This window comes from Coleofasciculus sp. E1-EBD-02, from assembly GCF_040218245.1.
Classification (GTDB): domain Bacteria; phylum Cyanobacteriota; class Cyanobacteriia; order Cyanobacteriales; family Coleofasciculaceae; genus Coleofasciculus.
This window is the reverse complement of record NZ_JAVJQN010000143.1, coordinates 19,644-46,412: the sequence shown is the minus strand read 5'-3', so window position 1 is coordinate 46,412 and position 26,769 is coordinate 19,644. Positions and strand designations below refer to the sequence as shown.

Here is a 26,769-nt window from a genome sequence, read left to right as displayed (position 1 = left end):
ATGGTTTCCTGAAACTGATGTTTTGCACCCTTGCCAAAAAGCTAAAGTTTAGCTTAAGAACGTTACATCTATTGCAACTTCATATATAATCTTATTAAAAATAGAGCTAAGTAAGGAACGATGAGGTATGCAATATGTTAGATGCAATCTCTGCGGTAGCGACGACTACACTATTTTATTTGAACCTGGTGTAGCTCAAATCAGTCAAATTGTTAAGTGTAACTGTTGTAATTTGATGTATGCTAACCCTAGGGCAAAAGATGCGGATCATGTAGGGATCGAGACGTGGAATCCAGATTGGGTTCTATCTAATCCAGATCGACAAAAGTTAGAAAAAGAATCACTTCAGGTTAAAGATTATGAATCAACCCAAAAATTCCTGAATGAATATTATCCAAAAAAAGGCAAACTACTTGAGATAGGCAGTAGTTTTGGTTACTTATTAAACTTTTTTAAAAAAGATGAATGGCAGGTAATGGGAGTTGAACCTAACTTAGGTCAATGTAAATATGCAGAATCTCATTTTGGCATAAAAGCTATTCCTAGCACCTTAGAAAAAGCAGAAATTAGCGATAATTCAATCGATGTAGTATTAATGATGCATGTTATAGAGCATGTACCTGATCCATATATGACGTTTAAAGAAGTTTATCGCCTCTTGAAGCCAGGTGGTGTCTTTGTTGTAGAAACGCCCAGATACGACACGTTAGTGTTCAAATTGTTGGGCAAAAGAGAAAGAAGCCTAAGTTGCAATGGACATATTTACTTTTTTACTAGCCAGACTCTAGAAAAAATGGCAACTCAAGCTGGCTTTACAATGCTGAAGTTAGACTATGTTGGTCGTTCACTAACCCTAGACAGGCTTTTTTATAATTTTGGTGTTATGAGTAAGAATAAACTAATCAAAGATAAACTCAATGATTTTTCCAAAAAATCTAATCTAAATCAAGTAAGAATCTCCATTAACGCTAGGGATATGCAACGGGCGTATTTGATGAAACCTGCGTAAAAGTTTTATGCAAACTTGTAATTCTAATAAGATGTGCTTAAGTAGTGGGGTAAGGATTTGACGCCTGTTGACATTTCTTAGTACAGCGGACAGATTTTATGTCCAGGTGCTTACAGCGCTTTTCAACTAAGTGAGGTACACAAACAGATCCCCGACTTCTTCAAGAAGTCGGGGATCTTGCTTAGATGACTGTACCTCATTAACCTGAAATCTGCTGTATCATCCCAAGTACGGGACGTCTCTATCGAACCTTTTATGTGAAACCCAAATGAAATCCCTCGTACCTCTACCTGAGAGCATAGTCTAGTTCTCCAGGCGAGGGATAATCGGAATTTTGGATCAATTCTTCAGTAGCTTCATTCCCATCAAAACTTTATCCTTAAGCGTCTTTTGCGACACGCAGGTAATCAAACAAAGTTTACCGCAGTCCAATGTCTGCTGGCGAATCTCTTTGGCTTTTTCCCCATACCAGATGTCTTTGGCACTCTGGTGTTTAACATTACCAATCACCGGATAATCATTACAGAGTTTCACATTCCCATCTGTCTCAATCCAGAAATTGCGAAGTCCAACTCGACAGGGGCGAACGGATTCAGGTGCTTTGTCTTCACGGAAATGAGGTAAGAAAAGCCGCAAAACATCATCACCCGTCATAATCGGCGCACCGTTTTGCTTCATTTCAATCAGGCGCTCAATTACCTGGGTAAAGTCTTCATAGTCTTCGGCTTTCAGCCACAGTTCATGATAAGTTTCTGGTGTCCAAAGATTGACGGGCTGGAAATTAACAGCAGTCGCGCCAATTTGTTGCGCCCATTCTACCAGTTCAGGCATTAAGCGGAAATTAAGGCGATTTAATGTCGGTTTGACAATAATCGGGAAGCTTATACCTTGTTTTTCTTGTTCCTGGCGTAGATACTTAATGCCGTTAGAAAGTTTAGCAAATAAACCGGGATAACCCCGTAGGTAATCATGCAGTTCTGCATTGGGTGCATCCACTGACATATTTACATTAAAGGGACGCGCTGCTACAGTTTTGGCAGCATTTTCCTGGGTCATGCACGAGCCATTTGTGGTCACACCGCAGTGAATACCATTGCTGTTGGCAAACGCCAGTAGGTAGAGAAATCCTTTTTTGATATAGGGTTCACCGCCACTAAAGTTGATGGAATACTCACCCACAAAGTCTTTTATACTGAGGAGGGCGCGTTTCCATTCTTCAATCGTCATTTCCTCTTTGTTTTCAGGGAGTCGCCAATACTCACACTGGCGACATTTTGCATTACAACGTTCATTGATAATCCCGTAAAACGTAACTGGCTTTGTCCAATCTAATCCAGTTTTAATCCGTAGGGATTCTGCTACGGCATTTTCAGCATGTTTTACACCAAGTTTGGAAAGGGTTGCAACATCCATAATGTACCTCGTCAGTATTATTGATTAACAAACTTTATGCCAACGGCATCCAATTTCCTTTTTCTTTAAATTTCCTTATTCATGGGAAACACTTTTCAGCTTATTCCCCACACAGCTTTAAGCCAAATCAAGTCACAGTTATCTAGCTTTCCTCATCTGGGTTACACAATACTCTCATGAATGCCAGTTGGATTGACTTGAATCTAGGACAGCTACCGAGATAAATTCAAGCTTATTTTATATAACTTAATATTTGGGGTTTGAATCTTACAATCCATGTTTGAAGGAAGTCACCAACTGTAAAAATGGTTACAATATTTTCCAAGGAAGTCGGAGGTTTACCTTGTTTAAGCAATCGTTTTAATTATTACTACTGAAATCGTTAAATAAAGATAAAATAATTATACATATCCTGCATCGGGTACTATAATTAAATGCTCGATCTCACGAAACTCGCGAAACAAATCCCTGGAATTAGCCAGCATCTGAAAGGGGAGGCGCTGGCAAGTCGTCAACGCTGGGAACTGGCGCAAAAGCTGCTGCTGGAGACTAATACCCGACAGGATGACTTGATTCAATCCCACCAGCAATGGCGCGATCGCATAACCTTTACGGCGGCTGTTCCTGTCGAATCCCTGGATACTCGCCTTGATCTGGACTCCCCTCCCGCCAGCCACACGGTTTTCGCTACCGATGGGTCTCAAATTTCTCCCTCCCATCACGAAATCGCCTATTGTTATTTAATTAATGTCGGTCGGGTGATGCTGCACTATGGGCAGAGTTTACACCCGCTTTTGGATAACCTACCCGAAGTCTTTTACCGACCCGAAGATTTATACATATCTCGCCAATGGGGGATTCGTACCGAAGAATGGATGGGGTATCGTCGCACTGTATCTGAGGTGTCGATATTGGCAGAAATGGCATGTCGTTGGGTCAATCCGCCGGGTTCTCACTTTGATATTCCCAATCTGGCGATGGTGGATGGATCACTGATTTACTGGTTTCTGGAGTCCTTACCCACAGAAGCCCGCGATCGCATCCTACCCCCGATTTTAGCCGCTTGGGATCAGTTGCGATCGGTAAATGTACCACTGATGGGCTATTTGAGCGCGTCTCGCAGCAACGAAGCCCTGCATTTTCTCCGTTTACAAGCCTGTCCTTATGACACCCCAAACTGTCTCAGCCATTGCGCCTCTGTTACCGATAAATTGCCTTGTCAGGTGGTGGAACCCTTACGTGATACGATGCTCTGGTCGAGTTTACTGCAACCCGGACAACGTAGTCCTTTATTTCGCAGTTCGGTACGAATTTTAGATCTATACGATCATCACCGGATTTACTTTTGCTATGTTCACGTTGGTACAGAAATTGCCCGCGTCGAGGTTCCAGAATGGGTAGCCCAGGATACGATGTTATTCAATCAAGCCCTAAGTTTAATGCTGGCACAGGTTTACAAAGGCTATGGCTATCCCATTGCTATAGCAGAAGCCCATAATCAGGCTGTGGTTCGGGGAGGCGATCGCGCCCGCTTTTTTACCCTATTAGAACAGCAGATGATTCGCGCTGGGTTACGAAATGTGGGAACATCCTACAAAGAAGCCCGTAAGCGTGGCAGTATTTCTTAAAAAGGGAGGGAGAGAATAGTTTTCATGAACCCCGCCCTACTTCGTGAGGACGGGGATTGGTAGAGATAACCTGCCAAGAAGTCATGAATAGGGCATGAGTTGGTAAGGGATAATCACAACAAGAGCGCTTCTCTAGCTTGGCTTAAATGTAGGTTCAGGAATCTCTGAACACCCTCTAAATCCAGGACACACCCTTACCAATGCCTTAAGAGACATAAACATTTACACGAGTGGATTATCTCTATGAATCGTGTCCCAGTAGTTAGCAAAGAAGGAAAGCCACTAATGCCCACTAAACCATCTAGGGCTAGACGATGGGTCAAAGAAGGCAAAGCGGTTGGGAAGTGGTCGGACTTGGGCATCTATTACGTTCAACTCACTCTCGCCAAGGCAGAGAAAGTACAACCGATTACTGTCGGAGTAGATCCAGGAAAATCGTATTCCGGTATCGGTGTCCAGTCGGCTAAATGCACCCTGCTACAATTGCACCTTATCCTTCCATTTGGGCGGGTTAAAAAGCGAATGGAGACCCGTGCCATGCTACGACGGTCTCGGCGAGGTAGAAGAATTAACCGGGACGTTCCGTTCAAGCAACGTAACCACCGCCAATGCAGGTTTGATAATCGTAAACAGTGTAAACTCCCCCCATCTATTAAAGCCTCACGGCAACTGGAGTTAAGGGTAGTCAAAGAGTTGGCGGCAATATTCCCGGTAACTGCAATTGGTTATGAGCGAGTTAGAGCCGATGTAGACCAAACCCAACGCAAACGTGCTGACAAATGACCAATGACAAATGACCAATGACAAATGACAAATGACCAATGACCAATGACCAATGACCAATGACCAATGACCAATGACCAATGACCAATGACCAATGACCAATGACCAATGACCAATGACCAATAACCAATGACCAATAACAATTAAAGGAACTATCAAACTATGGTTAACTTAGTCCGAATGTTGTCTACCCAAGATACAATTCTTAAACAAGAACCTATTCAATCCAGTTTACTGCCAAGCTATAAACTTCAGCCGATTCCAGCTAGCACATTATTAGTTCTACAATCCTACGCGCCCCCCGATCTGACCCGACATATTCGGATCAGTTTCCAGGATATTGGATTTCAGGGTAGAAGTTTAAATTGGTATGCGTTTATTGATCATGTTCAAATCACCAAAGAACCCCTGAGACCAACCGAAACGGTGGCACAGATGCTCTCGAAGCAAATAGAAAAAGATGTTGTAAAAATGATGGTTTACCGACAAAGTTTGCCACCTGAAGGGGGATTACTCAAAATTGTATTTAACGTGGATACTGTAATTAAGCGTGCCCCTGTTCAATCGATGTATCTCAGTCCAAATGCTCTGCAACCGATTCCCGCAGGTACTGAACTGGTGCTATTAACCAATAAACCTGATGCCTATAATATGGTATCGTTGCCAATTGAAGATTCTCACATAAAATTTACCCTAAAGGACGTTGAATTTAAAGGTTTCAATCAAGATTGGTATGCCTTTGTCAAACATGCTGGGTTGCAATTAGTGGGTTAATCACCAATAACGTTCAGGAGAAAACCCCGAACTTAACTCGCGAGAGCCCTTACTGAGGGATAGAAGTTTTTGGCATAAGACCAACGAACCATGACAACTAAGCCTGACTACTTTCAATCGCCCAACGCGCTAATTCAGTACGGTTATGTAATCCGGTTTTGCCCAGCATATTAGACACATGGCTTTCAATCGTGCGCTGGCTCACATTAAGTTCCTGGGCAATTTCCCGATTTGCCAACCCGCGTGCGACAAACTGTACTACCTTAAGTTCGGTTGGTGTCAATTCCACATTGGCGGGAACCTGAATGTTAGATGGCGGCTCTCCTCCAGGTGTTTGAGGGCGAGTTGTTAAGCGGCTAGCCTGTCTCAGGGAGGATTCAACTTGGGCGACTAATTCTTCTGGCTCAAAGGGTTTGACCATGTAAACATCAGCACCGGTGTTGAGTCCCTTCACCCGATCATTGCTTTGTCCTTTGGCAGAGAGAAATAGGACAGGAACCCAGTTCATGCTCGGATCTTGCCGAACATACTCAACTAGAGCATAGCCGTCCATCTCTGGCATCATTACATCACAAATGATCATGTCCGGAATGTCTTGAGCGAGAACGTCCAACGCCTCTCGACCATTTTCCGCTGTGATCACGTCATATCCGCGAAACTCGAGGTAGTCCTTAACGAGCAAAATCAGATTAGGGTCATCGTCAATCAGCAGCAGTCGCTTGTTAGTTCTGACACCGTTGTCTTTCATACGTTGATACTGGTCATTCGGAAGTTTAGGTGGATAGTTAAAAATTTCGTTGTTCTGGTTCCACGCCTGCTAACCGGACGTTATTGAGCAGCTAACCCTGAGCTGCTGTAAGGATACTGGCTGAGTCCAAGGATTAGCTGTCAATGTTATAGCCTGTGTTTGTTGACGCGAGCGATCGGCAAGGATTTTGAAGTCTAGATATATCTCGTCCTATGTTAGTCTAGCGAACCCGAAAACTAAATAGGCAAGAACTCATACACTGTGGTAAAAAAAGCAACAGCTTCCCCGCTTCCCCGCCTGAGAACGAGCTGCTCACGTATTTGCGTCATGCTGCGCTAGTCTTTCCAGAAGCGCTGGACAATCTTGCTCCAAAGGTTTTTCGGTTGATCTACACTGGCAACTTTTTCAGGAGTTATCGGCGGTTGGGATTGACTGTCGGCTTTTTTAACTCCTGCTGCGTCGGAAATAGGAGATTGATCGGTTTCTGGGAGAGGATGAACCAGAAAAGCATAGTCTTCCACAATCTTGTTGCCAATGAGATGCTCTTGAATAATGCGTTCGATCACCTCTGGCGTCGCGTTACGATACCAAACACCATCCGGGTAAACCACCAGAATTGGACCACTCGCACAGACGCGCAGACAGTTAGCTTTGGTACGGAAGATGCAGCTTGGTCGCTCTGGAGTGGGTTGATCCAGCTTAAGCTGTTTCAGACGAGTTTTTAAGTAGTCCCAGGAATCCAGACCCGCTTGTTTAGAGCAGCACTTCGGTTTAGTCTGGTCAGCGCATAGCAAAACATGGCGTTGAATTTGATTCAGTCCGAGGCTATTTACATTTTTGGCTAACAGTGTTTTGTCTGAGGCTCTATTCCCTTTCATCGTCTTACCCGCTAAACATTCCCACTATCCTGTAGGGTAGCGTTTCACTACACGTCTAGGGAACAGGGAACAGGGAACGGGGAACAGTAAGGATTTGCTGCTTGTTAACATTTCTGAGTGCAGCGGACAGAATTTATGTCTAGGTACTTATACGGAGTTGCATTCAAACAGATAACTTTCTCTCCCCCTGCTTCCCCTGCTTCCCCTGCTTCCCCTGCTTCCCCTGCTTCCCCTGCTCCCCCTGCTCCCCCTGCTCCCCCTGCTCCCCCGACACCCCACACCCCAAATCCCAAACCCCAAATCCCAAACCCCCATCCTTTAGTTCGGGAACCCGTACCCGGAAATTGATTGCAGTTTCATGCCTAAGTTGAGTAAATTAGCACTCAGAAGCAGAGAGTGCTAATCACTCGACAGCAGAAAGTGCAAAGTGAGACTAAACTACGCTAATTAGGAGGGAATTCAATGGCAGCCGTATCTCTGAGTGTTTCTACAGTCAAGCCATTAGGCGATCGCGTTTTTGTCAAGGTCAGTGCCGCTGAAGAAAAAACGGCAGGTGGCATTTTGTTACCTGACAACGCCAAAGAGAAGCCTCAAATTGGGGAAATTGTCGCCACCGGTCCTGGCAAGCGCAACGATGATGGCTCTCGCTCGGAACTGGAAGTCAAAATTGGTGACAAGGTTCTCTACTCCAAGTATGCCGGTACTGATATCAAGCTAGGCAACGAAGAGTATGTTCTGCTTTCAGAAAAAGACATCCTCGCTGTCGTTTCCTAGTCGTGATCGCTAAACGTTCAGGAGTATAGAAGCCAGATCACTGGTAACTCTCCTGAATGATGAACTCATAACAACTAGTCACAACTCACAGTTCACCTATCAGACTCAACATCACGGAAATCTATGGCTAAGCGCATCATTTACAACGAAAATGCTCGTCGCGCCCTGGAAAAGGGTATGGATATTCTGGCAGAATCCGTTGCCGTTACCCTCGGTCCAAAAGGTCGCAACGTGGTTCTGGAGAAAAAGTTTGGCGCTCCTCAAATTGTCAATGACGGGGTGACCATTGCTAAAGAAATCGAATTAGAAGACCACGTTGAAAACACGGGTGTCGCCCTGATTCGTCAAGCTGCGTCTAAGACTAATGATGCAGCGGGTGACGGTACTACAACCGCTACCGTGTTGGCTCATGCCATGGTTAAAGAAGGCTTGCGGAACGTGGCGGCTGGTGCGAATGCGATCGCCCTGAAGCGAGGCATTGACAAAGCCATTGCTTTCTTAGTAGACAAGATTGCCGAAAATGCCCGTCCTGTTGAAGATTCTAAAGCCATTGCTCAAGTTGGTTCCATCTCTGCCGGTAATGACGAAGAAGTCGGTCAGATGATTGCCCAAGCTATGGATAAGGTGGGCAAAGAAGGTGTGATTTCCTTAGAAGAAGGGAAATCCATGACCACCGAATTAGAAATCACCGAAGGGATGCGCTTTGACAAGGGCTATATTTCGCCCTACTTCGCTACCGACATGGAGCGGATGGAAGCGATTCTGGAAGAACCCTTCATCCTGATCACCGACAAGAAAATCACCCTGGTTCAGGACATAGTACCTGTACTCGAGCAAGTTGCCCGTTCCAGTCGCCCTCTGCTGATTCTGGCTGAAGACATTGAAAAAGAAGCCCTAGCGACTCTGGTGGTCAACCGCCTGCGCGGTGTGCTGAATGTCGCGGCGGTTAAAGCACCGGGTTTTGGCGATCGCCGTAAAGCCATGCTGGAAGATATCGCCGTATTGACCGGTGGTCAACTCATCACCGAAGACGCGGGTCTGAAGCTGGAAAACACCAAGCTAGAGATGCTGGGTAAGGCACGTCGCATTACCATCACCAAAGACAACACCACGATTGTGGCGGAAGGCAACGAAGCGGGTGTTAAAGCTCGTTGTGAACAAATCCGTCGTCAGATTGAAGAATCCGATTCCTCCTACGATCAGGAGAAACTGCAAGAACGTTTGGCGAAGTTGTCCGGTGGCGTTGCTGTGGTCAAAGTCGGGGCGGCTACCGAAACCGAAATGAAAGACCGCAAGCTGCGCTTAGAAGACGCGATTAACGCGACTAAAGCGGCGGTAGAAGAAGGAATTGTTCCCGGTGGTGGTACGACTCTGGCTCACCTCACCCCAACCCTGGAATCGTGGGCAAATGAAAACCTGAGCGGTGAAGGTTTGATTGGGGCGATGATTGTGTCCCGTGCGCTCCCAGCACCCCTGAAGCGGATTGCTGAGAATGCGGGTCAAAATGGTGCGGTTATCGCTGAGCGGGTGAAAGAGAAAGACTTCAACGTTGGCTACAACGCCGCGACGAATGAGTTCGTTGATATGTTTGAAGCTGGTATCGTTGACCCCGCTAAGGTGACTCGTTCCGCTCTACAAAATGCCGCCTCAATCGCGGGTATGGTATTGACTACTGAATGTATCGTAGTTGACAAGCCTGAACCTAAGGAAGGTGCTGGTGCTGGCGCTGGTATGGGCGATTTCGATTACTAATCGCTGATGGTGTGGGGGCGATTGTTTCAACGTATCGCGGGAGTCCCCACCCTCAGCGTTAGCAGGGTGGGGAGGGATAGCGGATTGCCGGAGGAACGAAGGCAATCAATCTTGAGGTGCTTCTTGGGATTTAATGTAAGCTTTGACTCTCTCAATGGGAGCGCCACCAGTAGAGGCAACATAATAAGAGCCTGACCAGAATGCTGACTTGGTATAAGTTTGTGATAGTTCCACAGCAAAGTCTTTTCTGATGATTCGACTGGAAGCAGACTTCATGCTGCCAATTAGAGATGAAAGTTTGTTGTCAGGATGAAAGTCTACCAATAGATGTACGTGATCGGCTTCTCCTGAGAACTCGACAAGGCGGCACTTTGTCTTAATACAAATATTTGCAAGCACCTCATGCAATCGCTCCAGCATTCCCGATGTAATAACCTTACGTCTGTATTTAGTTACGAACACTATATGCAGTTGAACAGAAAATACGGAATGAGAACCTTTTCTGGCTTTCACTTGACATACCCCCACCTGAGTCTGTTAGATTAATGTTAACAGGAGGAAGCGGCAATGCCAACAAGACGTGTAACTTTTCGGCTATACCCCAATAAAAAGCAATCTTCAGCATTACGGTATCACCGTAAGTTGCATAAAGACCTGTATAACGCTGCTGTCTGCAATCGATTTACCCAGTATCAAAGGTTTAATCACCGAGTTGATTACTTTGAGCAGCAAAACTCTTTGCCTGCTTTCAAGGAAGTTTGGGGAGAGTACAAAGAATGTAATTGCATGACTTTGCAGGCTACGTTAAAGCGTGTTGATTACGCTTTTAATCGGTGGTTTAAAGGGTTAGCCAAGCGACCTAAATATAAGTCGATTAAGCATTATTCGGGCTGGACGTATCCGAGTAAAACAGGTTGGAAGGTACACACAACAGGTGATAACGGTTATCTGGAATTAGCCAAAATTGGTTCTATCCAGATGCGCGGTAAAGCCCGGATTTGGGGGACTCCGACAACTTGTACCATTGTTTATCGCAATGGCAAATGGTACGCCAGTATCACCGTTAACTTAACCGAGCTACAGGCGGCAACAAGACAAACAGATTTTGGCTCAGTTGGCATCGACTTGGGTTGCAAGTCAGCGTTGGCGATAACTGATGGGGAAAACCATTCTTTTATTGAAGCCCCTAAGTTTTTGCGAAAAGCTGAGGCAAAAATCAAGCATCTTTCTAAGGGAAAGCGTCGTAAAACGGCTCCCAATAGACAGAAGAAACAGAAAGGCTCTAGCCGGTGGAAAAAGACCCAAGCTAAAATTAGCAAAGTAACCCGTAAGGTCGCTAATCAGCGTCAAAATTGGGTACACCAAGTAGCAACAGACATTGTACGCTGTAATAGCTTCGTTGCTACAGAAAAACTAGAAGTCTCTAAAATGACCCGCCAAGCCAAAAAAGGTAAGCGCAAAAAGCAAAAAGCCGGACTAAACAAATCCATTTTAGATGTGGGCATGGGAATGCTAAGGTCAGCGATTGAATATAAAGTAAAAGACGCGGGTGGGGTTTTTGTTGAAGTTCCCACTCGCAAAGTTAAACCATCCCAAACCTGTCCTAACTGTGGAAATCAGCAGAAAAAGACCTTAGACGAAAGAGTTCATCATTGCCATAAATGCGGATTTACCATGGATAGGGACTTAGCCGCTGCCTTAGTCATGCTTTTGTGGGCATTAGGAAAGCTACCGGGGTTTGGAACGAGCCTCGTAGACGCAGATGTCTCTAGCTCTACTTCAGAAACTTGTAAGCGCAAGCGAACGGGAAGCATGAAGCAACTAGGGCAGGCGAAGCGTCGGAAACACAGCCCTACTGGTCTGGTTGTAGAAACCCAGACCTCAACGAAGTAGGTCTGGGTAGTTCATCAATTTCTGTATATTCAAACTCATTCGGACTCGGTTTGACTAAATCATAGCCAACGCCTCCAAGTTCCATGCGATCGCGATCGCACTCGGGTTTCGGTGAATTGTAAACCAGAACGTATTCTCGACCAATATAGGGTTCCATCTCTTGCGCCACCTCTCCTCGCCATTGAGTCTTAGTGACTAACACGACTAACTGATTAGCTAACGTGGGCAGGGTTTGGGCAATTTGGCGGCGATAAATTTCATCCAAACTGCCAAAGGGTGAATCCATGACAATAGGAAAGGTACTACTATCAGGTCCCATCATCGCCTGTTCTTGAATCCAATCCCGCACCCGGTCAATAATTCCGCCAATAAATGACAGGCTGAGAATTTGGTTTTCTCCCGTAGACGCTGCCACGAGTTCTTCGTTTCCAGAGGTTTTTTCCACTAAGGTTAATTCATAGTTCTGATTCAGTTTAGGCAGATAAGGGGTAAACGAAATCCCGGTAAAAATCTCCTGAACTCGCTTTTCTAAAGACGTGCGAAACTGATTATCTAGTCGGGTTCTCACTTCAATCAATCGTTCAACCGCCTCCTGAGTTGCCGCAATCCGCCGTTGCGCCAAGGCTTGCTTTGCCTCATTCATTTGATGTTTAGAAATTTGCTTGACGATGGCTTGGATATCAGTGGCTAACTGTTCAATTTGCTGCTGATTTGCTCCATTTTCTAAGGTTAAATCGCGAAGGGTGACATCAATTTCATCTAGGCGCTTTTGTAGTTGGCTAATATCCTCATCTGGAAACGTGAGCAGCTTTTTTCTAATATCATCCAATTGAGTTTCAATGCGAGAAAGCTCCGCTCGTTCTTGAGCTAGAATTATCTGTTGCTGATCCACATCTGCCCAAAAATCAGGGATTTGCCGTTCAATTTCACTAACCTGTACCCCTAAGCGAATCGCCGTTTCTTCCACATCGGCTAATCCGGCTTTATCCATCCAAGCGGCAACCTGTTGATAGGCTGGGGTTCCTTCCTGTAGTTGAGTGCCACAAATACAATGCTGACTGTGCAATAAATCTTGGACAAATTGCTGTTTAATCCCAACCGGAAGTTCGCCGCGCGATCGCAAGTCTTCGACAATGGACTGAAACGCTGTGATTACTGGGGATAATAATACAGTATAGCTACGTGTAGACAGGGTGCGTTTAAGGTTATCTTTTGCCTGTTTAAGCTGGTCTCGATGTAATGTTTGTTGCGCTTCCAGTTCATCCCGTAGCTGTTGCAACTCTTGAGCGCCACCGAGTTCTAATAAGCGACTACTCAAGGTTTGCTTTAATTCATCGTGGTGGGCTAATTCCTGCTCAATTTCGACTTGCCGATTGACCAGATTGTGACTCTTTTGTTCCAGTTGCTTTTGTTCTTTGAGCAGTTTTTTGGTTTCCGAATCGCCGATTAACGATAATTCAGATTCTAAGCTTTTTCTGGCTTCCTTGAGATGTTTAATTGAGCGATTTAATACCTCAACACCGAGTAACGTCTTCGTCGCTTCCGCAATGTCGGCTTTTTTATCAGATCGGGCAATTTGCTCGATGCGTTCCCCATCAAAGAAGAAGTATTGATGTAAGCTTGCTGGTAAGATACGCCCAATGATATCTTCTGGAAGTTGTTGAGGTAGCAGCCAGCGACCATCATCATCGGCAATTTGTAGATATAATTCGCTTTTACCCTGTTCCACGCCCGCTTCTGTCTTGTAAGCGCGGCAGAGTCGCTTTGCCTGATAGCGTTTATTCTGATGCTCAAACCCAATTTCGACCCAACATTCTACGGATTCCTTTAGGGCAGCTTCACTAATTGCCCGTTTGTTCACCAATTGTTCTTGAGACGCAAACGCCGCCGTGAATTTCTCGTACAGCACCCAGGTAAAGCCATTTAATAGCGTCGTCTTTCCAGCACCATTGTTACCATGAATCACCGTTGTATTGCGATCGCCAGTTGCCAGAGTTATTTCGGGTGTCTTCCCGTAAAACTGGCGAAAGTTGCACAGCCGGATTGACCTCAGCTTCATTGAACTTCTTCCTTGACAATTCTCAAGATGTCATCATTGATATGGCGGGGGGTCTTCATATAAAGTTTATCTTTTTCCGCTTGTAACACTCTCTCTATAATCCGACGTACCTCTGGCGACGCACTGGTAATAGGTTCTTGTACATCAAAGAGTGCCGCATTTCGATTATAGGGGGAACGCTTTTCCGATAAAATTCTGGAGATCGCTTGCGTGGCTATGTCTGGATATTTAAAAGTCATCACATCGGGGGTTGACTAAAAATGAAATTGTTATTATGATTTAAGACTTTACGTTAATTGTCGAAGTTTTGTTGTTGGTGTTGTCTTTACAACTCTCGTAAGTTAATGTAATATTAATGTGTACTTTTATTAAGCAGGGTGTGTGTTAGTAAAGAATTATGCATTTATCTAAATGATCGCCTCTACATTTGCATTTAGGGAGTAAAGTTAAAAACTGACTTGAGACTCTTACTCATATTCAGTAATTTGTGCAGAGTCACAGACACAAGATTTTTACTACAACAGGGTGATGATTAAGCTTGATCATCCTTGTACCGTGTATAGATATCACTCTCTACTATAACAATCCCAGACTGAATGGTGGGTAGGCTGGGTTGGTTATAACCGCATCAAGATTCATCAAAATCATCTGAATACAAACCAATTGAGGCACAGACAATCCCTGGGTTTCCCAAGGAGTCTATGCCACACTCTCATTGTCCAAATTAGAAACAACGGTCAAGACCTCTCATGAAAACACCAATTGTCGCTCTCGGATTTACTGTCTTTTCGTTCATGTTGCCCACGGAGGCTTTAGCCGCTACATTTAGCAAAATGTATGTTTTTGGTGATAGTCTCTCTGATCCCGGTAATATCTTCAATGCCACAACCGCCGCCAATAGTATACCGACTAATATTGACGTACCGCCAGTTGAACCCTCTGTTCCTCCCTACGATGAGGACGGACGTTTTTCTAATGGTCTAGTCTGGAGCGATTATTTAGCGCAAGATTTGGGCATAGACCTGATCCCCTCTACGGAATTATCCGTGCTGTTTCCCGGTTCTAATATACCTTCCCCAATTGCATTTACGGATGACGGTCAACCTCAAGTTAGTCCCTATTTTAATGGTGCAACGGCAAACAACAGCGTCAACTTTGCCTTCGGTGCGGCTCAAACAGGTACCCAAGGCGTGGGTGAGTTTGGCGCATTGATACCGGGAATGTTAGATCAGGTTGAGTGGTTTGAAGATGATCTAGAGGTAGCGGATCAACAAGCTGATGAGGATGCACTCTATATTGTATGGGGGGGTCCTAACGATTACCAGCTTGTATCTGAACCTGACCCGATAGAAACAGTAGGGAATTTAGCCGAAGCGGTACAAACACTCTATGATTTAGGAGCGCGTAATTTCCTCGTCCCGAACTTGCCCGATTTGGGTAAAACTCCTCGCGCACTTGATGCTGGCGAGGATGTATCCAATATCCTGACATTCTTATCTCAAACCCATAACACTCTATTAGACACAAGTCTGGCTAACTTGAGCCAATTGGATAACATCAATATTGCACAGCTTGATGCTTTTTCGCTCCTGAATAAAACCATTGCCAATCCCGAAGAATTTGGCTTTACGAATGTCACCGACTCTTGCATTCATCCCCTCAAGGATGACGGTAAATTAGATGGAACACAAGAGTTTGAAGTCTGTGACAACCCAGATGAGTATTTGTTCTGGGATGGTATTCACCCAACCACAGTTGCCCATGCACAACTCGCCGACGATGCACTAGAAGCCCTAGATTCAGAACCCCAGTCGGTTCCTGAACCGGGTTCGTCTGCCGCTTTTGGATTGTTGGGACTCGGTTGGTTCGCTCATAAGCAATTCAAGAGATCTCAGGCAAACTCGAAAACCAAAAAGGAGAGCAAGTAATCATGTAGAGACGTTGGCTGCAACGTCTCTATATTTCAGATAATAAAGGCATCTGCTTGGGAAGGGGTGCTTGGCAATCTTGCTGAGACGTTTGATAAAATTTGCGGGCGTAAATCACTTGAGTTAAGAGTTGCCAACCTTTCCCAGAAAACAGAGCGGGGAATAAGAGGGGAAATGCCTGATCAAATTTCCCTTGCTTGAAGCCGACTAAACTCCAGTACAAGCTTAAAAAATCCTGAATATCTTGCAACGAGGGCAGAGAATCATGGTATTTGGGATGGACAAACTTATAAATTTTTTCTTTAATCGAGATATGCTTTTGTAGGCGCTGTTGCAGGGAAAACTTGAGATGATTCCCTTGATGCCATAATGTCCGGTAGGCTAAATGCTGATTTACTAAGATGGCATCTCCATATTGGGCAATTTTCACCCACGAGTCAATATCATCATAGTTCACTTCAAAGCTGGAATCCCATCCCCCGGATTTGACAAAGGCATCTTTGCGAAAGGCAACTTGTACAGGTGTCCCAAAGGGCAGTTGCTCTAAAAGCATCCGATAATGGATCTCAGACTGAGGCACATAGTTAATCGGAGCATTGTTAATTGGTTGGGTACGTGATACTTCTCTACCATTCTCGTTGACTTGTATCGCCTGAGTTGAACAGAGAACCGCTTGAGGATATCTGGCGATCGCCTTAGTTAATTCCTCAATACAATTAGAGGCAAGATAGTCATCATCGTCAATGGGTTTAATCCAATCCCCTTGCGCTAGCTTAACGGCGGCGTTCATTGTGGCACAATGCCCCACGTTAACTGGATTGCGGTGATAAACCACGCGATCGCCTAAACTACGGATATATGCCTCTGTACCATCTGAGGAACCATCGTCAGCAACAATCACTTCACAGGGTAACGTTTGTGCTAATGCTGATTCTACGGCTCGTTGCAATAGAGACAAACGGTTATAGGTGGTGATGACAATCGTAAATTTAAACACAATGCAAGATCCGCCTCGACTTATAGACCATTATCTAACAGGTTTTCTTAAATTCCCATAAAGCCAGGATAAAGATTTAGGTATTTTCCACAATACCTATTGATACTCATACTTAAGCGTATTTATCTCTTACCATAAAATACTCCCGATCCCCACCGATCTATCTACGTGAAATTACTGATTTTTCAACGGCTGAATAATAAACTTATCCTTTTTTGACTCAATTGGCATCCGCCATTTTGCTGAATTAAGTAGCCGGACACCATTGACGTTGAGCATGAGGACAAGGGAATAGGGAACAGGGAATGGGCAATCGGCAATCGGCAATCGGCAATAGGTAAGGTAGAGTTTTGAGTTAACCTTCCCTATCTCCCCTATCTCCCCCTGCTCCCCCTGCTCCCCCTGCTCCCCCTGCTCCCCCTGCTCCCCAATAGTCGATAGATTGAAAAAAAAAAGTAACGAATGTAACCTAAAATAAAATAAGGGGGTTTAGATAACGCACTCTATCCCTGATTACTCACGTCTAGCACGCCCAGAGCAACCACCTGACAGGGATACACAGATGTCGGCTCTCTTCAGAAAACCTTGGAGGCTAAATCATGAAAGTATTTACATCGATTGACATGACGGCGACGAGTTCTGTCAGAGTTGAACCAATTCAACGCTATATTTTAGAAAAAATTAATAAATTTATAATTGCTCCTGTAATAGAATTCTGGCGTTTTAGCACCTATTATGGAGCTTTTATTACTCACACCGATTCTCCAGAGCAATAATCAGCCAATTAACCCGAAAAACACCTTAATTGGACGGGCAAGTATTTTTTGTCCGGCGCTTCCAGATCCAACCCGGATCGGGTTCACTAATTTCGATCCAACCGTTTTCTTCTTTTCCGGTTACCGTTAGTTGAGTATCTTTTTGCAGAACAGTCCCCGTTTTCTGGCGTCCAGACAAGGAACGTAAATTGGTGGGTGTAGTAACAATGACACAACTCTGGGCGGGTTCAGGTTGGGGTGAATGGGTTGTCGGTTCAGGTTGGGGTGAATGGCTTGGGGATTCAGATTCAGGTGGATGGGTTGTCGGTTCAGATTGAAGTTGATTCTGGGCAAGTTCCACGTTATTTGGCGGCGTCGTCGGCGAAGTTGATAATCGGTTAATCCCCGAAATCGCGATCGCGCCTAGAGTAAACGCGCCGACACCGATTAATATGGATAAGGTGCGAGGCGAGTGAGTAATCGGATTCGGGTGAGATGAGGAACCGACTGGCGATCGGGAACGATTCACCGGCGCCACCGTTACCGTATTCTGATCAGAATTCGCGGATTGAGGTGCTGGGATGGTAGAAGATGGGGAAGGGTTAGCAGGGTTAGCGTTATTGGATACATTCGCAGCAGGTTTTGTCAGTTTCCCCAGAAAACGAAACGTTTCAGTCAGATAAAAACGCCCCTTATGGTTAACCAGGACTGCCCAATTTTGGGGTGTGTGAGGATGGGTGAGTGCCTGGAGTGCTTGCAGCGCCTCAGTTGCCGACTGATAGCGATATTTAAAATAGTGACGCACCATCTTCGTCATAATAATGGCTAACCCCTGACTCACTTGAGCATATTGTTGCCAGATGATCTCCCCCGTCTCCGGATCTTCAACCAACTGAGTGGGACTTAACCCCGTCAGCGCTTGAATAGCAATCATACCTAAAGCATAAATATCACTGTTAGGACGGGGTCTACCTTGTCCCTGTTCGCTAGGCATATAACCGGGCGTACCAATTCCCACCGTGTCACTGACGGCGGCTTGAGCCATAATCGATGGCATTTTGACTTGCTTCACCGCGCCAAAGTCAACCAGAACCAGCTGGTTATCTATAGTGCGGCGGATTAAATTATCCGGTTTGATATCTCGATGGATAACATGATTACTATGGACGAATTCCAGGATTGATAAAACTTCGTGCAACAGTTGAATCACCTGGTCTTCCTGCCAACGTTGACCGGGCTGCAATTCCACACTCAGGGGATGTCCGGCAATGAAATCCTGTACTAAATAAAATTCTTGGTTATCCTCAAAGTAAGCTAACAACCGGGGAATCTGGTCATGAGTGCCAAGCTTTTCCAGGGTTTCAGCTTCTCCATTAAACAGACGTCTGGCGGTTTGCAGAAAGTCCGGTTCACTGGTGGCAGGTTTGAGATGTTTAACCACACAAGTCGGATTACCAGGTCGGTGGGTGTCTTGTGCCAGATACGTATGACCAAATCCACCTTGCCCTAGAACCTGAACCACTTGGTAACGTTGGTCTAGTAATGCGCCTATCATTATAATATTGATTGCTGCCCGGACGTAAATGTATAGCCTAATCAGTTGTTCAGGCAAAAGCGATGGTATCCGGATTGTGGAGGTTTTATCTCATTCGATTGGAACGGGGATTTGACTGTATGCTAAAAAGACATAGAATGGCATGTCTCTATCCAAAACAAGTAACTCATGGGAGAAAATACTGTATTTTATGACGGGGTACAGACGTTCTGTGGAAGTGTCTCTACTGATAACTGATAATTATGACGGCTTGATCACCCCTCATGGGTGTTCCTAAATCAATACACTAAGATTAATCTACGGGATGAGGATTATCGAAAAACGTTTTGCGCCCCATATTCGCTTCCAGGACGTATCTTAAGTATGGCTGAACTCAAACTGCGCCTGCACCAAGGAAATACCGAAAAAACGGTGACAGTCAATCAGGATGTATTTACTATTGGTCGCTTACCGGAGTGTGACCTAACCTTACCCTACGAGGGAGTATCTCGATATCATGCCCGCCTGTTGAAAACGGCAACCGACAATTGGATGATTAAGGATATGGGGAGCAAAAACGGGACGCTACTGAACGAACGCCAGATTACCTCGCCGCAACTGGTGAAAAACGGGGATGTGATTTGGTTAGGGGATGTCAGCCTCGTGGTTGTTTTAGCGGACTCGTCGCGACGAACCCGAACCATCCCCGTCGAACAGATACCCGCAGAAGCCACAATCCTTCGCAGTGTCAAAGAATTGCAACAGCAATGGATACAGGCAAAGGATAAAGGGGATGAACTGAGCGTCAAGGAAACAACCATTGCTCGGCTGAAGGACTTGGTCGAGATAGCCAAGGGTTTAAGTGCGGCGGAATCCATCGAAGCGATTTTCTCACGGGTCAAGGATGTAGTCTTTCGCTATCTCGAAAGCATCGAACGGATTGCTTTATTGGTCGATGTAACGGGTTCACGGCAATTAGAGTTACTCAATGCGGCATCCAGAAACATCAATCAGCAGCAAAGTTTAGCCGAGTCCAGCCATTGGATTAGTCGGAGTATCTGTCAAAAAGTCTTTACCGAAAAAGTCGCGATTCAAACCGCCGATGCTCAAGCTGACCAACGCTTTGAGGGAGAAGTCAGTATTCTGTACAAAGGAATTCGCAGTGCGATCGCGGTTCCCCTTTGGGATGAAAATAAGGTAGTTGGCGTATTATATGCCGATGCCCATCACTCGTCAACCCATTGGACGCAAGAAGGCGAAGAAGACCTCAGCTTTTTTTCCACCTTAGCCAACCTCGTGGCATCGAGTGTACAACGCTGGCTCTTAACCCAGAAACTCACCAGCGAAGAAATGATTCGCCAACGGCTAGAACGCTATCACTCCCCCGCCGTGGTTCAGCAACTGATTGCCTATCGCACATTACCCGATGGTCGTTTACCCGCCGCTGAAAGCGAAATCAGTATCCTATTTGCCGATATTGTCGGCTTTACAGCACTCTCAGAACGCTTAAGTCCAGTCCAGATTGCTCAATTGCTCAATAGTTTATTTGAGGAGATGCTGCAAGAACTCTTTGCCTTTAATGGCACCCTCGATAAATATATTGGCGATTGCATTATGGCATTTTTTGGCGCTCCTGAATCTCAACCGGATCATGCTGACCGCGCCTTGGCGACTGCGAAGGGAATGCTGAATCGTTTAGATAAACTGAATGCCGATGGGGTATTACCGGAACCCTTACAATTACGGATTGCTGTGAATAGTGGCAAAGCCGTAGTGGGAGATGTGGGCAGTTCTCAACGGGTAGAATATACCGCCTTAGGCGCAACCATTAACCTGGCGGCGCGAATGGAAGCGATTTGTCCGCCTGGGGAATGTGTGATCAGTGAAGATACCTATGCCTTACTGACGCACAAGCAAGACTTGAAACTAATGGACGAGTATCGCTTTAAAGGGATTGATCGACCTGTACAAGTTTATCAAACCCAGCGATAGCCTGGAATAGAGGTACAGGGGTAGGGTAGGTTAGGCAGTATTTTCACAGAAGCGATAGCCCTTCAATGAACTATTCGCCGTAACCCACCGATGTTAACTGGCAGGTGTATCATTTCATCAATATGTCAGGTAATTATCCTTGAATTGTGTTGGGTTTCCTGCGTCAACCCAACCTACAACTAATTCGATGGATTAACCTTACGTCCGGAAACCGTAGGGGCGCAAAGCCTTGCGCCCGATTCAATGATAGGGTAGGTTAGGCAGTATTTTCACAGCAGCGATAGCCCTTCAATGAACTATTCGCCGTAACCCACCGATGTTAACTCGAAGGTGTGTTAATTCAATGGGTCAGGGCGGGTTTTGTACAAAGGTGATCATCAATCGCGAAACGCAAGTCCCTCAACCCGCCCCTACAGCAATTAAACCATGACCGCCCCACTGCTACTTGGACTCGCCGCCATCGCCCCGGAATAAACTAAACCTCGCTGGGTATCCAGGGTGATAATCGCCCCATCTCGAATCCGCTGAGTCGCATTTTTCACGCCGACAATCACCGGAACCCCTAAGCGCATTCCAATCACCGCTGCGTGACTGGTTAAACTATCTTCCTCCGTCACTACCCCTGATGCTTTACGCATGGTATCAACAAAATCCGCACTGGTTGACGGAACCACCAAGATTTCGCCCGGATTAAAGTTGTTCACCTCTGCCGCATTATAGGCGACCCGCGCTAAACCACTCACTGAACCTTTACCAATGCCAATTCCTTGACCCAGGACAGCCGTGACCACTTCCACTTTAATTAAATCCGTCGAACCCGGCACCCCTTGCAATGTCCCAGCCGTCATCACCACCAAATCCCCCTCAGCGACAAGCTGTTTTTCCTGGGCGACATTAATCGCGGCTTGGAATGTCTGACCCGTTGACGGTAAATCCAACACCAATAAGGGACGAATTCCCCAAACCAGTTGCAGTTGTCGGGCTACATCCACATGGGGTGTCACCGCCAGAATTGGAGTCGAGGGGCGAAACTTGGAGACATTTCGTGCTGTGGAACCCGTTTTGGTTAAGGTCATAATCGCACAGGCTTGTAACTGTTCGGCAATTTGACCCACCGCCTGGGATATCGCGTTGGGAATTGAGCGGCGAGTATCTTCCATGTTCCGCACAATTTCCTCTTGTTCGATACGAGTGGCAATTTTTGCCATCGTGGATACCGCTTCTACGGGATAGTTTCCCACGGCGGTTTCATTGGACAGCATTACGGCGTCAGTCCCATCTAAAATGGCATTCGCTACATCGGAAATCTCTGCACGGGTAGCGCGTGGAGAGTTGACCATGCTATCCAGCATCTGGGTGGCGGTAATTACGGGAATTCCCAGACGATTGGCGGTGGTAATCAGCCGCTTTTGTAAGATAGGTACATCCTCAGCGGGTAATTCTACCCCTAAGTCACCCCTCGCCACCATCACCCCATCGGCGAGGGAGAGGATAGCATCCATTTGTTCTATGGCTTCGTGCTTTTCAATTTTGACAATAACGGGGACATCTTTTCCGGCGCTGGTAATCAGTTCTTTGATCTCCAGCACATCTTGAGGATTGCGAACAAAGCTAAGGGCGACCCAATCAACTCCTTGGTCTAAGCCAAACATCAAATCCCGGCGGTCTTTATCCGTGAGGGCGCGAATGGAGAGGTAGACCCCTGGAAAGTTAACACCTTTGTTATTGGAGAGCGTCCCGCCGACAATTACCCGACAATGTAAGGCGCGTTTCTCTCGATTAATCTCTTCCACCTGCATCTCCACTCTGCCATCATCCAAGAGAATCGTGGCACCATCGGGGACTTCATCAGCGAGGGGTTGATAGGTGACAGAACTGATTTCCTGAGTGCCGATTAGGGGTTCACTGGTTAAAATGAAGCGATCGCCTCGTTCTAGTGTAATCGAACCGTTCTCAAATTTGCCTAGGCGGATTTTGGGTCCTTGTAAGTCTTGCAGGATACCTACGGGTTGATTGAGTTCAAAGGCGATTTGGCGAATCAGGCGAATGCTACGCTGATGGTCATCATGAGTGCCATGGGAAAAGTTGAGCCGCAACGTTGTCGCACCTGCTTTAATCAGATCTCTGAGTATCTCTGGATGACTGGTAGCAGGACCAATCGTGGCTACAATCTTGGTTCGACGCCGGGATGTGTACAGTTGCATAAGCAGAAAACGGGATGAGTCAGTAGGTGGGAGTAACGTTAACGGCGAGAATTGTCATTTGTCATTTGTCATTCGTTATAGCGAGAAGCAAGCGATGTCCTTTGTCTTAAATGGAATGTCACTGACTTAAGCTGGGTTCGTAGTAGGCACGAAGCGTGCCAGAAGCGCTTTAGCGCTACAAACTCTAAAGTCAGTGGCATTCGTCTTAAATGGGTTAGCGACAGTCGAGATAAATGATTGTATCGCTGTCCTTTGTCATTTGTCATTGGTCTTACGGGTAAGGATTAGTGTAGAGAGGTTCCCTGGCATCTGTCTATAGGGTTGATTGGGGAGACTGGAGGGTGACAGGTGTTTGGCAATCAACCGGGGGTGAGGGTTGGCTGAAGGATATCGCTAATGCCATACCAGACAGAATTAAAAACGTGAGCCAGGATTTGCGGCGTTGGCGTTCATCGGATTGCGTCTGTTCATCCATTAGCCAATTCCACAGTAGGAAGCAAAGACTGACTCCGGGTTCTAGGTTGGATTTGAATAACCAGCCGATGAGATTAGGAATTAGGAATTCGGCTAATAGCCAGAGTTTCTTTTTCCTGGTTTTGAATGTTGGGAATTTCATGGTTTGACCTCGTTGAATTTTGGGTTATGAGGTCTAGTGTGGCGATGGAGAAAATAGATTGAAAACTGGAATTAGATAGTTAGAAAAAGTTATTTAATTGATTGGTGTGGTGGTAAATTGCAGTTATAGCAGTAGACATAAGCCACAATTCCCCTCACCATCAGCTTAAGCCAGCCCTCACCCCCAGCCCCTCTCCATCCCCCCTAACCCCCCTTTGAAAGGGGGGAATAAAGGGGAGAGGGGAGCAAGAGGGGAGAAAGAGGGGAACAAAAAGGGATTAAGCAGCTAACTTTTAATGGTATGTGACACAACGAAGGGAGGTAATTTTTGACCCTTTGCTTCGTTCAAGGGAAACTTGTTTTGAGTGAGAGATTGTGTAGGGGTGGGTTTCACTACTATCTTTTTGGTTGCATCCAGATGTGACTAAACCCGCCTCGATTCAGGTTTCTAGACTTCCCCTAAAAAGTTAGGCTCTGAAGGGAGATGGGAGGGGGATAGAGAAGGGGTTAGGGGATGAGGGTGAAAATGTCAAAAACCGAGGGTTAACACTATGAATTACAATCAAAACTTTCTGCACGATATCAACCAGCAGTTATTTCCACGAGATATTACCGATAAAAATCTCAGAGAACGCATCTTCTTTCCGCTGCGGTTTCAGCGGCGGGAGTCTCAGCCGTCTCATCCGGAAATCGCCAAACAAATGAGAGGGTTTCGGCGCTTCCAAAAGGCTAGCAAAGGATTGGTGTAGAGGCGAGACGTTCCATGGAACGTCTCTACAAACTGCATAAGCTTCCTAGATTCAGAGATAGGTCTGAGTAACCCCATTCCGGAAGCGCCCATCCTATGCTACAAGCCAAACAACTCTTACAGAATCGCTACCAACTGCAACAATGCTTATCCCAAAATGCGGGGCGTCAAACCTGGCTAGCTGAGGATACCACCCAAACACCGCCGCAACAGATAATCGTCAAGCTACTGGCGTTTAGTCCTCAGATGGAGTGGGACGAATTTAAACTCTTTGAACGCGAGGCGCAGGTTCTCAAAGCGCTCAACCATCCCCGCATCCCGAAACACCGGGATTATTTTTCCTTAGATGAACAGATGGGTCAAGGATTGTGCTGGTTTTGTTTAGTACAGGATTATATTCCCGGTCAATCGCTTCAGCAATTACTTGATCAGGGACAGCATTTCACACTTGCTCAGGTACGTTCCATTGCTATTCAAGTTTTAGAGATTTTGAGCTACTTACATGGGTTGAATCCACCTGTACTGCATCGCGATATTAAACCTAGTAATTTAATTTTTCAAGAGGATGTCGATTCAGATAAAGGTGCATCTATCTATTTAGTTGATTTTGGCGCAGTCGCTGACCCCACCGTAGTTGAAGGAGTCACGTTTACGGTTGTGGATACAGCCGGTTATGCCCCCCTCGAACAATTTTGGGGTAAAGCAGTTCCCGCCTCAGACTTATATGCGTTGGGCGCTACATTAATTCATTTATTAACGGGAACAGCACCCGCCGATTTACCGCAGCAAAATTTACGTATTCATTTTCGCGATCGAGTCAGTTTAAGTCCTAGTTTTGTGAGTTGGCTGGAATCCCTCACTGAGCCAAATTTAGAGCGGCGATTTAATTGTGTGTCTCAAGCTATCTCCACACTTAATAATCTTAATCGATACTATCTATCTAATAAACATCGCATTAATCGAAAGAAAAATTTGGTTAGGTCATCTGTTAACACCTTCTGGTCATGGATAATTAAAATGGCTATTCCACTAATATTTGAAATTAAGATTTTGTCTTTTATAATCATTTTTATCGCGTCGCTTGTGATTCCATGTGGGATGTTTTTGAGTATATACATCGGGTTTTGTATGCAAGATTGTCGAGCCGGAGAAGGAATCCTTATGTTTTTGATGCTTCCTTTTTTTATTGGAACCTCAATGATAGCCTGTAAGATTATAGCAGAATCATGTAAAAAATAAATTATTTAAATGAGCAAACATCTAATCAATATAAAGGAAAATAAACATGAGAAAGCAAAACCATATCTTACACAATCGCTATCAACTTCAAGAAAAGATTAGCGACAGACCAAGTCGTCTGGGCAATCGTCAGGACATGATATCAAACGCTTCCCCAGTAAGGTTTAGCTTACTTTAGCTTTGAGCCGGAAATTTATTTCCAGGCTCTTAATGTCAGCAACATTTGACTAAAAATAGATAGCTACTAAAAGTTTTGTGGAGACATTAGTGTGGCAGGAAATGAAAAAGCTATATGCGAGTTTCTATTCTCAAATATAGGGTGCATTAATCTCAAGCATATTGGTACACTTCGACAAATAGGAATCCCTGACAAAAACTATCCTGGTTATCGTCTAGCAGAATCTCTAAGTGATATATCGACCCTATCAACAACAGATTCAAGGAAAAAAGCAGACGTTTATCTGAATGGTAAAGGGGTTTCTCTCAAACAAGCCGGGAGTTCATTTTCATTTAATCGCTTGCAGAGAGCTAATCTGATTCAAGTCTATTCACGGTTAGGCTTAACTGCTCCTCAGACCATCTTAACTCAGCTTGATCAAGAAATTCACCGATTCCATCAAGGACTCCTTTCAAGCAGAGATCGCCCTTGGCAGAATTTTTTCTCAGAAAATGATTTCAAAACAATTTTAAATTTTTTAATGATGTTAGGGAGTCCTAATTTAGGTATTTCACAACACCCAGCCGAATTAATTTTAGAAGCGCCAGCGACTCAGATCAGTCAAGATATTATCAAAATTTATTCGTTTGATGAGTATTTTAATCGTTACAAGGAAAAATTACACATAGCCATCAGGCGACAATGGATAGGACAAACAAGTAAGAGCGAACATGGGAGAGCGATTAGTCTTGCCAAAAAGTCAGATAACTTGCCTTGGGTTTTTGACGACGTAGTTGGAACTCCAAGAGGAGGATGGAGAAATGATATTGATGAAGCCGATAGAAAAACCGTCTATTTTTTAATGATTGAAAAGAAAAAATAGGTGGCG

Annotated in this window: 24 protein-coding genes and 1 pseudogene; 13 read left to right on the top strand and 12 right to left on the bottom strand. The window is 45.3% G+C overall.

The annotated features are described in order from the left end of the window. The first annotated feature begins 127 nt into the window (after positions 1-127). Positions 128-1,009, top strand: a complete 882-nt coding sequence (locus RIC07_RS22740; RefSeq protein WP_446396502.1) for a methyltransferase domain-containing protein — start codon at positions 128-130, stop codon at positions 1,007-1,009. Between the two features lie 339 nt (positions 1,010-1,348). On the opposite strand, the gene RIC07_RS22735 is transcribed toward RIC07_RS22740, so the two are convergent. Continuing rightward, on the bottom strand, positions 1,349-2,422 hold the full coding sequence (locus RIC07_RS22735) for a radical SAM/SPASM domain-containing protein (RefSeq protein ID WP_446396501.1): 1,074 nt from the start codon (positions 2,420-2,422) through the stop codon (positions 1,349-1,351). 434 nt (positions 2,423-2,856) lie between these two features. Here RIC07_RS22735 and RIC07_RS22730 point away from each other — a divergent pair, with 434 nt between their 5' ends. Next, positions 2,857-4,050 (top strand): DNA double-strand break repair nuclease NurA, encoded by a 1,194-nt coding sequence (locus RIC07_RS22730; RefSeq protein WP_446396500.1) that lies wholly within the window; start codon positions 2,857-2,859, stop codon positions 4,048-4,050. 243 nt (positions 4,051-4,293) lie between these two features. Next, positions 4,294-4,824 (top strand): annotated as a pseudogene (locus RIC07_RS22725) (RRXRR domain-containing protein); the annotation flags it as partial. Here RIC07_RS22725 and RIC07_RS22720 read toward each other — a convergent pair. Continuing rightward, a complete protein-coding gene (locus tag RIC07_RS22720) occupies positions 4,776-4,976 on the bottom strand; it encodes a hypothetical protein (RefSeq protein ID WP_446396499.1) in 201 nt (66 codons plus the stop codon). The pseudogene RIC07_RS22725 and the gene RIC07_RS22720 sit on opposite strands and share 49 nt — an antisense overlap. A gap of 19 nt (positions 4,977-4,995) precedes the next feature. On the opposite strand from RIC07_RS22720, the gene RIC07_RS22715 reads away from it, so the two are divergent. Further along, on the top strand, positions 4,996-5,607 hold the full coding sequence (locus RIC07_RS22715) for a hypothetical protein (RefSeq protein ID WP_446396498.1): 612 nt from the start codon (positions 4,996-4,998) through the stop codon (positions 5,605-5,607). Positions 5,608-5,704: 97 nt separating this feature from the next. Here RIC07_RS22715 and RIC07_RS22710 read toward each other — a convergent pair whose 3' ends face one another. The 3 genes from RIC07_RS22710 to RIC07_RS22700 all read right to left on the bottom strand — a co-directional run bounded on the left by RIC07_RS22710 (position 5,705) and on the right by RIC07_RS22700 (position 7,526). Beyond that, on the bottom strand, positions 5,705-6,355 hold the full coding sequence (locus tag RIC07_RS22710) for a response regulator transcription factor (RefSeq protein ID WP_006101395.1): 651 nt from the start codon (positions 6,353-6,355) through the stop codon (positions 5,705-5,707). Between the two features lie 335 nt (positions 6,356-6,690). Continuing rightward, a complete protein-coding gene (locus tag RIC07_RS22705; protein WP_446396497.1) occupies positions 6,691-7,233 on the bottom strand; it encodes a (2Fe-2S) ferredoxin domain-containing protein in 543 nt (180 codons plus the stop codon). 104 nt (positions 7,234-7,337) lie between these two features. Continuing rightward, entirely contained in the window at positions 7,338-7,526 is a 189-nt protein-coding gene (locus RIC07_RS22700) for a hypothetical protein (RefSeq protein ID WP_446396496.1), read from the bottom strand. Between the two features lie 169 nt (positions 7,527-7,695). On the opposite strand from RIC07_RS22700, the gene groES reads away from it, so the two are divergent. Both groES and groL read left to right on the top strand, forming a co-directional pair. Beyond that, positions 7,696-8,007, top strand: a complete 312-nt coding sequence (gene groES, locus RIC07_RS22695; protein ID WP_446339129.1) for a co-chaperone GroES — start codon at positions 7,696-7,698, stop codon at positions 8,005-8,007. 123 nt (positions 8,008-8,130) lie between these two features. Next, positions 8,131-9,759, top strand: a complete 1,629-nt coding sequence (gene groL, locus RIC07_RS22690; protein WP_446374028.1) for a chaperonin GroEL — start codon at positions 8,131-8,133, stop codon at positions 9,757-9,759. Positions 9,760-9,864: 105 nt separating this feature from the next. Here the strand turns inward: groL and tnpA are convergent, their stop codons facing one another. After that, a complete protein-coding gene (gene tnpA, locus RIC07_RS22685) occupies positions 9,865-10,272 on the bottom strand; it encodes an IS200/IS605 family transposase (protein WP_446338167.1) in 408 nt (135 codons plus the stop codon). A gap of 54 nt (positions 10,273-10,326) precedes the next feature. Here tnpA and RIC07_RS22680 point away from each other — a divergent pair, with 54 nt between their 5' ends. Next, on the top strand, positions 10,327-11,652 hold the full coding sequence (locus RIC07_RS22680; RefSeq protein ID WP_446396495.1) for an RNA-guided endonuclease InsQ/TnpB family protein: 1,326 nt from the start codon (positions 10,327-10,329) through the stop codon (positions 11,650-11,652). On the opposite strand, the gene RIC07_RS22675 is transcribed toward RIC07_RS22680, so the two are convergent. Together RIC07_RS22675 and RIC07_RS22670 are read right to left on the bottom strand one after the other, a co-directional pair. Beyond that, the gene (locus RIC07_RS22675) at positions 11,612-13,711 is read right to left on the bottom strand and encodes an AAA family ATPase (protein ID WP_446396494.1); all 2,100 of its coding nucleotides are present in this window, start codon (positions 13,709-13,711) and stop codon (positions 11,612-11,614) included. The genes RIC07_RS22680 and RIC07_RS22675 overlap by 41 nt on opposite strands. Beyond that, on the bottom strand, positions 13,708-13,950 hold the full coding sequence (locus tag RIC07_RS22670; protein ID WP_446374024.1) for a hypothetical protein: 243 nt from the start codon (positions 13,948-13,950) through the stop codon (positions 13,708-13,710). Before RIC07_RS22670 ends, RIC07_RS22675 begins: the two co-directional genes overlap by 4 nt. 510 nt (positions 13,951-14,460) lie before the next feature. Between RIC07_RS22670 and RIC07_RS22665 the strand changes: the two genes are divergently transcribed. Next, positions 14,461-15,639 carry an SGNH/GDSL hydrolase family protein gene (locus tag RIC07_RS22665; RefSeq protein WP_446396493.1) on the top strand — a complete coding sequence of 393 codons (1,179 nt, stop codon included), beginning with the start codon at positions 14,461-14,463 and terminating at the stop codon, positions 15,637-15,639. 28 nt (positions 15,640-15,667) lie between these two features. Here the strand turns inward: RIC07_RS22665 and RIC07_RS22660 are convergent, their stop codons facing one another. Then, on the bottom strand, positions 15,668-16,636 hold the full coding sequence (locus RIC07_RS22660) for a glycosyltransferase family 2 protein (protein ID WP_446396492.1): 969 nt from the start codon (positions 16,634-16,636) through the stop codon (positions 15,668-15,670). 599 nt (positions 16,637-17,235) lie between these two features. Here RIC07_RS22660 and RIC07_RS22655 point away from each other — a divergent pair. Beyond that, the gene (locus RIC07_RS22655) at positions 17,236-17,412 is read left to right on the top strand and encodes a hypothetical protein (RefSeq protein WP_446396491.1); all 177 of its coding nucleotides are present in this window, start codon (positions 17,236-17,238) and stop codon (positions 17,410-17,412) included. A 25-nt stretch (positions 17,413-17,437) separates the two neighbouring features. Here the strand turns inward: RIC07_RS22655 and RIC07_RS22650 are convergent, their stop codons facing one another. Continuing rightward, complete coding sequence (locus RIC07_RS22650; RefSeq protein ID WP_446396490.1) at positions 17,438-18,946, bottom strand: protein kinase domain-containing protein; 1,509 nt, start codon at positions 18,944-18,946, stop codon at positions 17,438-17,440. Positions 18,947-19,309: 363 nt separating this feature from the next. On the opposite strand from RIC07_RS22650, the gene RIC07_RS22645 reads away from it, so the two are divergent. Beyond that, entirely contained in the window at positions 19,310-20,917 is a 1,608-nt protein-coding gene (locus tag RIC07_RS22645; protein ID WP_446396489.1) for an adenylate/guanylate cyclase domain-containing protein, read from the top strand. 419 nt (positions 20,918-21,336) lie between these two features. On the opposite strand, the gene pyk is transcribed toward RIC07_RS22645, so the two are convergent. Together pyk and RIC07_RS22635 are read right to left on the bottom strand one after the other, a co-directional pair. After that, positions 21,337-23,121, bottom strand: a complete 1,785-nt coding sequence (pyk, locus tag RIC07_RS22640; RefSeq protein WP_446396488.1) for a pyruvate kinase — start codon at positions 23,119-23,121, stop codon at positions 21,337-21,339. Positions 23,122-23,434: 313 nt separating this feature from the next. Beyond that, positions 23,435-23,737, bottom strand: a complete 303-nt coding sequence (locus RIC07_RS22635; RefSeq protein WP_446396487.1) for a hypothetical protein — start codon at positions 23,735-23,737, stop codon at positions 23,435-23,437. Positions 23,738-24,287: 550 nt separating this feature from the next. Between RIC07_RS22635 and RIC07_RS22630 the strand changes: the two genes are divergently transcribed. From RIC07_RS22630 to RIC07_RS22620, 3 genes are all read left to right on the top strand, one after another. After that, the gene (locus tag RIC07_RS22630; protein ID WP_446396486.1) at positions 24,288-24,485 is read left to right on the top strand and encodes a hypothetical protein; all 198 of its coding nucleotides are present in this window, start codon (positions 24,288-24,290) and stop codon (positions 24,483-24,485) included. A gap of 95 nt (positions 24,486-24,580) precedes the next feature. Beyond that, positions 24,581-25,723 carry a serine/threonine protein kinase gene (locus RIC07_RS22625; RefSeq protein WP_446396485.1) on the top strand — a complete coding sequence of 381 codons (1,143 nt, stop codon included), beginning with the start codon at positions 24,581-24,583 and terminating at the stop codon, positions 25,721-25,723. Positions 25,724-25,992: 269 nt separating this feature from the next. Beyond that, positions 25,993-26,763 (top strand): hypothetical protein, encoded by a 771-nt coding sequence (locus RIC07_RS22620; protein WP_446396484.1) that lies wholly within the window; start codon positions 25,993-25,995, stop codon positions 26,761-26,763. Positions 26,764-26,769 lie beyond the last annotated feature (6 nt).